Genomic DNA, 6,100 nt, shown 5'->3' with positions numbered 1-6,100 from the left:
AAGGCCGGTTGCATTAGCAACCGGCCTTTCCGTTTTAAAGGTACTGGAAGGGTTATGCTTCCATCTCCGAATAGGCCTCGATTGGAGGACAAGAGCAGATCAGTGTGCGGTCGCCGTGGGTCTCATTAACCCGACCAATTGAAGGCCAAAATTTGCGTTCAGCGACATATGGCAGCGGAAACGCAGCCTTTTGGCGACTATATTCCTTTTCCCAGGTGTCAGCTGTCACAACAGCTGACGTATGAGGAGCATTTTTCAGAACATTATTTTGCTTATCGGCTGATCCTGTCAGTACTTCCTCTATTTCTGCGCGGATCGCTATCATGGCGTCGCAGAAACGATCCAGCTCATGCTTAGGCTCTGATTCTGTAGGCTCAACCATCAACGTTCCAGCTACAGGGAAAGAAACGGTTGGAGCATGGAAGCCATAGTCCATCAGCCTCTTGGCTATGTCGGTCACTTCAACAGCAGCGCTCTTAAATGAGCGGCAATCCAGAATCATTTCATGTGCGCACCGTCCCATACTTCCTGAATAAAGTACCGGATAGTGATCTTCCAGCCTTGATTTTATATAGTTTGCATTCAGAATAGCGTATTTGGTAGCATTAGTCAATCCTTCTGCGCCCATCATGGCAATATAAGCATGAGAAATCAGTAATATCGAGGCTGACCCCCATGGCGCTGCAGACACGGCAGGAATAGAATGATCATGGTTAATGTCAACTACAGTATGACCGGGTAAGAAAGGTACAAGGTGTTTAGCCACTCCGATTGGACCCATGCCGGGTCCGCCACCTCCGTGAGGTATACAGAAGGTCTTGTGTAAATTCAGGTGACAAACGTCAGCACCTATAGACGCCGGACTGGTCAGTCCAACTTGCGCGTTCATATTAGCACCGTCCATATACACCTGTCCACCGTTCTCATGGATGATTTCGCATATCTCAATGATCGACTCTTCGAATACACCATGAGTGGATGGGTATGTTACCATCAGGCAGGAAAGGTCATCCTTATGCTGAACCGCTTTAGTTCTTAAGTCGCCGACGTCTATATTGCCATTCTCGTCGCATTTCACTACCACTACCTTCATACCGGCCATAGCCGCAGAGGCGGGGTTTGTTCCATGTGCTGAAGATGGAATAAGCACGATGTTTCTGTGGTGGTCATTGCGGTCAGCATGATAAGCTCTGATCACCATCAGGCCGGCATATTCACCCTGAGCACCAGAGTTAGGCTGCAGGCTCATCGCCGCGAAGCCGGTGATCTCGCTAAGCCAGTCATTAAGCTCCGATAAGATCTGCATATATCCACCCACCTGATCGGTAGGAGCAAAAGGATGGATTTTGCTAAACTCAGCCCACGTAACCGGGATCATTTCAGTTGTAGCGTTCAGCTTCATCGTGCAAGATCCCAAAGGAATCATTGAATGGCACAGCGAAAGATCCTTAGCTTCTAAAGATTTAATATAACGAAGCATTTCATGCTCAGAATGATGCCTGTTGAATACAGGATGTGTCAGGAACGTGCTGCTTCGCTCAAGTTCGGTGGGAACTCTGGAAGAAACTCCCTGAACCAGTTCCTCGAAATTCAAGTCGTTCAGGTTTTTTCCCTTCACTTTAGCGAAGAAACGGATGATCGTTTTAATATCTTCAACAGATGTCGTCTCATCAAGAGCGATGCATATTTCAGAGCCACTGAAGTCGAAGTTGCAAAGATTGTTGATCGCTTCAGCGTGTATTGGGCCGGTGAGATTGCCCAAGTCAAAACGGACTGTATCGAAGAAATTAACATTCAGCTGTTTGTATTCGAGCTGCTCCAAAGAAGAAGCAAGCAGAGACGCCAGCCCATGAATCCGGGTTGCTATATTAACAAGCCCCTTAGGCCCGTGATAAGCCGCATACATTCCAGCCATAATGGCCAGTAATGCCTGTGCCGTGCATATATTCGATGTCGCCTTGTCTCGTCTGATGTGCTGCTCCCTGGTCTGCAAAGCCATACGCAGTGCATAATTACCTGATGAGTCCACCGTTACGCCGATGATCCTTCCAGGCATGCTGCGTTTATATTCTTCCTTGGTAGCGAAGAACGCTGCATGCGGACCGCCAAAGCCCATCGGAATACCAAAACGCTGCGTAGAGCCCACAACAATGTCCGCACCCCATTCTCCGGGAGGAGTTAATATCGTCAGGCTTAAAATGTCAGCGACCACCGTCAGCTTGATATTTGTAGCATGCGCCTTAGAAGCGAATTCACTATAATCGTGGATAATTCCTTTTCCGGAAGGGTACTGCACAATCGCACCGAACATTCGATCGTCAAGCTCTACTGTTTCATGGTTCCCAACCAGTAGCTCAATTCCATAAGGGGCTGAACGTGTTCTTAGGATATCAATGGTTTGCGGAAAAAGCTCTTCCGAAACAAAGAAAATATTTGCTTTCTGATTTTTGCGAAGACTGTACTGCATGAACATGGCCTCAGCGGCGGCAGTGCCCTCGTCTAGTAATGACGCATTTGCAATTTCCATTCCCGTCAGGTCAATAACCATCGTCTGGAAATTCAGCAATGCCTGTAAACGTCCCTGTGAAATCTCAGCCTGGTAAGGTGTATATTGAGTATACCATCCCGGGTTTTCGAAGATATTTCTCAGTATTACCGGAGGAGTGATGTTATCATAGTATCCCTTTCCAATAAAAGACTTGAAAACTTTGTTCTTCGAAGCCGCCTGCCTCAAATCGTTTAAGTAATCAAATTCGCTTTTTGCAGCAGGAAGATCCAACGGCGTTTTCAATCTGATCTGAGAAGGCACCGTTTGTTGAATAAGGTCATCAAGTGAGTCGACTCCTATTTGTGAAAGCATCTGTGCAGTCGCCTCGATGTCAGGAGCAATGTGACGCGATTCAAATTTTTCTTTGAAATCAATATTTAAATTCATGAAACTGAATGATAATGGGATGCTACAAAGGTACGAAAATGCGCCGGAATAAGCCAGAAAGGGCAGTTTTTTTAATGGGGATAATCCTTTTAAGCGCAATTACTTACAGTGAAAAATCCGGCAATTTTCGCAAGACTCAAAATTCCCTATATAATTATCCCAGAATTCAGAAGAGAAAAACAATCAACTGTGAGTAAAGCTAAAAACATTTAATTCTTCGGAGTGTCTTTTTTAACCCAAAGGGGCAAAAAGACGGTTTTGGCGGTGAAAGTTTTCGAAATGCTCATAATAATTTCTGAAAAGTTCCCGGATATGAGTTTTTCAAGGCAGGATTATCCCTTGAGTTGATCAAGATAGCGCCTGATAGTAGCTTCCAGGCCATAGTATAATGAGTCGCAAATTAAAGCGTGTCCGATGCTCACTTCAAGTAACCCTGGAACATTTTGAGTGAAATAACGCAGGTTATGCAGATCGAGATCATGGCCGGCGTTGATTCCTAAAGACACCTGTTGGGCAGTTCGCGCAGCCTGTATGTACGGTGCTATAGCAAGTTCTTTATTCACGAAATAATTCTTCGCGTAAGCCTCCGTATAAAGCTCGATCCGGTCAGTTCCGGTAAGGGCCGCAGCTTCAACCATTCGAGGATCAGGATCAACAAATATGGAAACCCTGATTCCAGCTTCTTTAAATACTGCGATTATTTCCTTTAAATATTCGCCATGCTTTATGGTATCCCAGCCATGGTTAGAGGTTATCTGTCCGAGGACATCGGGAACAAGTGTCACCTGCGCCGGCTTGTTCGCCAGGACCAGCTGCACAAAAGACTCTTCCTGGCAGTTTCCCTCAATATTAAACTCCGTAGATATTGCCGCCTTAAGATCAAACACATCCTGATACCGGATATGACGCTCGTCAGGGCGGGGGTGAACCGTAATTCCCTGGGCACCAAAAGACTCGCAATCGAGTGCTGTCTTAACCAGGTCCGGATTATTGCCACCGCGAGAGTTGCGAAGGGTAGCAATTTTATTGATGTTAACGGACAGCTTAGTCTGAGAATGTTGATCCATGGATAAAAAAAAAGATGCCACCAAAGGTAAGCATCTTTCTTAAATATGTTAACAGATGATTAGTATCTGTATGCTTCGGGCTTGTAAGGACCTTCGACAGCAACACCGATATAATCAGCCTGTTCCTGATCCAATACATCCAGCTCAACGCCGATCTTTGCCAGGTGAAGGCGTGCTACCTTCTCATCAAGGTGTTTAGGCAGCGTGTAAACGCGGTTCTCGTACTGATCTGTATTCATCCACAGCTCTAACTGAGCAAGCGTCTGGTTCGTGAACGAATTGGACATAACAAAAGAAGGGTGGCCGGTTGCACATCCCAGGTTAACCAAACGGCCTTCCGCAAGAATGATCACGTCTTTGCCGTCAATGGTGTATTTATCCACCTGAGGTTTGATCTCTACCTTGGTATCGCCATAGTGGCCATTCAGCCATGCCATATCTATTTCATTGTCGAAATGACCGATATTACAAACGATCGCTTTATCTTTCAGCAATTTAAAATGCTCGCCGCGAACAATATTGCAGTTACCTGTGCAAGTAACAACGATGTCAGCCTCAGCGATAGCAGTACTTAACTTCTTAACTTCAAAACCTTCCATCGCAGCCTGAAGGGCACAGATAGGATCAATCTCCGTTACAATAACACGAACGCCGGAGCTGCGTAATGACTCTGCAGAGCCTTTACCTACGTCACCATAGCCGGCAACAACAGCCACTTTGCCAGCCATCATTACGTCAGTAGCACGACGGATCGCATCAACTAATGATTCGCGGCAGCCATACTTGTTATCAAATTTCGATTTAGTAACTGAATCGTTAACGTTAATAGCAGGTAAATGAAGTGTTCCGTTCTTCATGCGGTCATAGAGTCTATGAACACCTGTAGTGGTTTCTTCAGAAAGACCTTTAATGCCAGGGATCAGTTCAGGGAACTGATCAAACACCATATTGGTTAGGTCACCACCATCATCCAGGATCATATTCAACGGTTGGCGATCCTCTCCGAAATAAAGAGTTTGCTCAATGCACCAGTTAAACTCTTCTTCAGTAAGCCCTTTCCATGCATACACAGAAATACCGGCAGCAGCGATTGCCGCAGCGGCATGATCCTGAGTAGAAAAGATATTACAAGAAGACCAGGTAACTTCAGCACCCAGTTCAACCAAAGTTTCAATTAATACGGCAGTCTGAATAGTCATATGAAGGCATCCGGCAATACGGGCGCCTTTTAAGGGCTTAGATGGGCCAAATTCAGCGCGAAGAGCCATTAGTCCGGGCATCTCAGCCTCTGCTAAACCAATTTCTTTGCGACCCCAGTCTGCCAGGGTAATGTCCTTAACTTTGTAAGGAACGTAAGTTGTCTCTACTGATGACATAGTTGTTATTGTTAAATTTTTGTTTATCAGCAATTTGCGAGATTTGTATTTTTCTCTTGCACGCTATTTGCACACAGATATTTGTTTCACCGCTTTGCTAATACAAAAGTAGGCAATAGTTTAGCCAATTTCAAAGGAGGAGATGACTCTTGTAATTAAGGATTTTAATTTGACATATAGATAGATCTTGCGAATAGCAGACACGTCAATCTAATGATAAAATCAATTGTTTAAAAGAGCCGTTAAGATCTAGTCGGCCGGAGCAAGAAGCAAACGCAAAATTATTGTGAGAAGTTCAATTGAGTGCTATGATTGGCAAGGTGATCCCAGGCGATATCGACGTATTTGTCTTTAAACAATCTCTTCTTTCGTTCAGACCACTTGACTGCTACACATGCATCTTCTTTGCTGATGCCTGGGTTTTCCTTTTTGACGTAGTCAAGCGATGCTAATATTTCGATTGAAAGTGCAGACTGAAAACCATCTAGTAGCTTGACTACTTGTTTAAGAATATTCTGTTGTTCGGGGTTCAACTTCTGCCTCACAAAGTCGCTAACCTCAGGAAGACTTGCATATTGTAATTCAAAAGGTTCAAATGCTTTCAATTGATTTTGTTCCAAGCCTCTTATGAATTTTCCATTCATGCCTTGTACCATATGTTCAACCTGAACACTATAGGGTCCATAATGAGATGCTTGAAATTTTAATCGTTTGAAATTTCC

At 44.8% G+C, this 6,100-nt stretch carries 3 protein-coding genes and 1 pseudogene; all 4 read right to left on the bottom strand.

The features are described 5' to 3' along the window. Nucleotides 1-52: 52 nt before the first annotated feature. The gene (gene gcvP, locus ACKI5J_RS07305; RefSeq protein WP_407428027.1) at nucleotides 53-2,935 is read right to left on the bottom strand and encodes an aminomethyl-transferring glycine dehydrogenase; all 2,883 of its coding nucleotides are present in this window, start codon (nucleotides 2,933-2,935) and stop codon (nucleotides 53-55) included. 332 nt (nucleotides 2,936-3,267) lie between these two features. Further along, on the bottom strand, nucleotides 3,268-4,002 hold the full coding sequence (locus ACKI5J_RS07300) for a pyridoxine 5'-phosphate synthase (protein ID WP_407428025.1): 735 nt from the start codon (nucleotides 4,000-4,002) through the stop codon (nucleotides 3,268-3,270). A gap of 59 nt (nucleotides 4,003-4,061) precedes the next feature. Beyond that, nucleotides 4,062-5,378: an adenosylhomocysteinase gene (ahcY, locus tag ACKI5J_RS07295; RefSeq protein WP_407428023.1), complete on the bottom strand. Its 1,317-nt coding sequence runs from the start codon at nucleotides 5,376-5,378 to the stop codon at nucleotides 4,062-4,064. A 281-nt stretch (nucleotides 5,379-5,659) separates the two neighbouring features. After that, a pseudogene (locus ACKI5J_RS07290) lies at nucleotides 5,660-6,100 on the bottom strand (phosphatase); the annotation flags it as partial.

It is taken from the genome of Arcticibacter sp. (assembly GCF_045629565.1).
Classification (GTDB): Bacteria; Bacteroidota; Bacteroidia; order Sphingobacteriales; family Sphingobacteriaceae; genus Arcticibacter.
The sequence above is the reverse complement of the archived record's forward strand: the minus strand, read 5'-3'. Positions and strand labels throughout refer to the sequence as shown.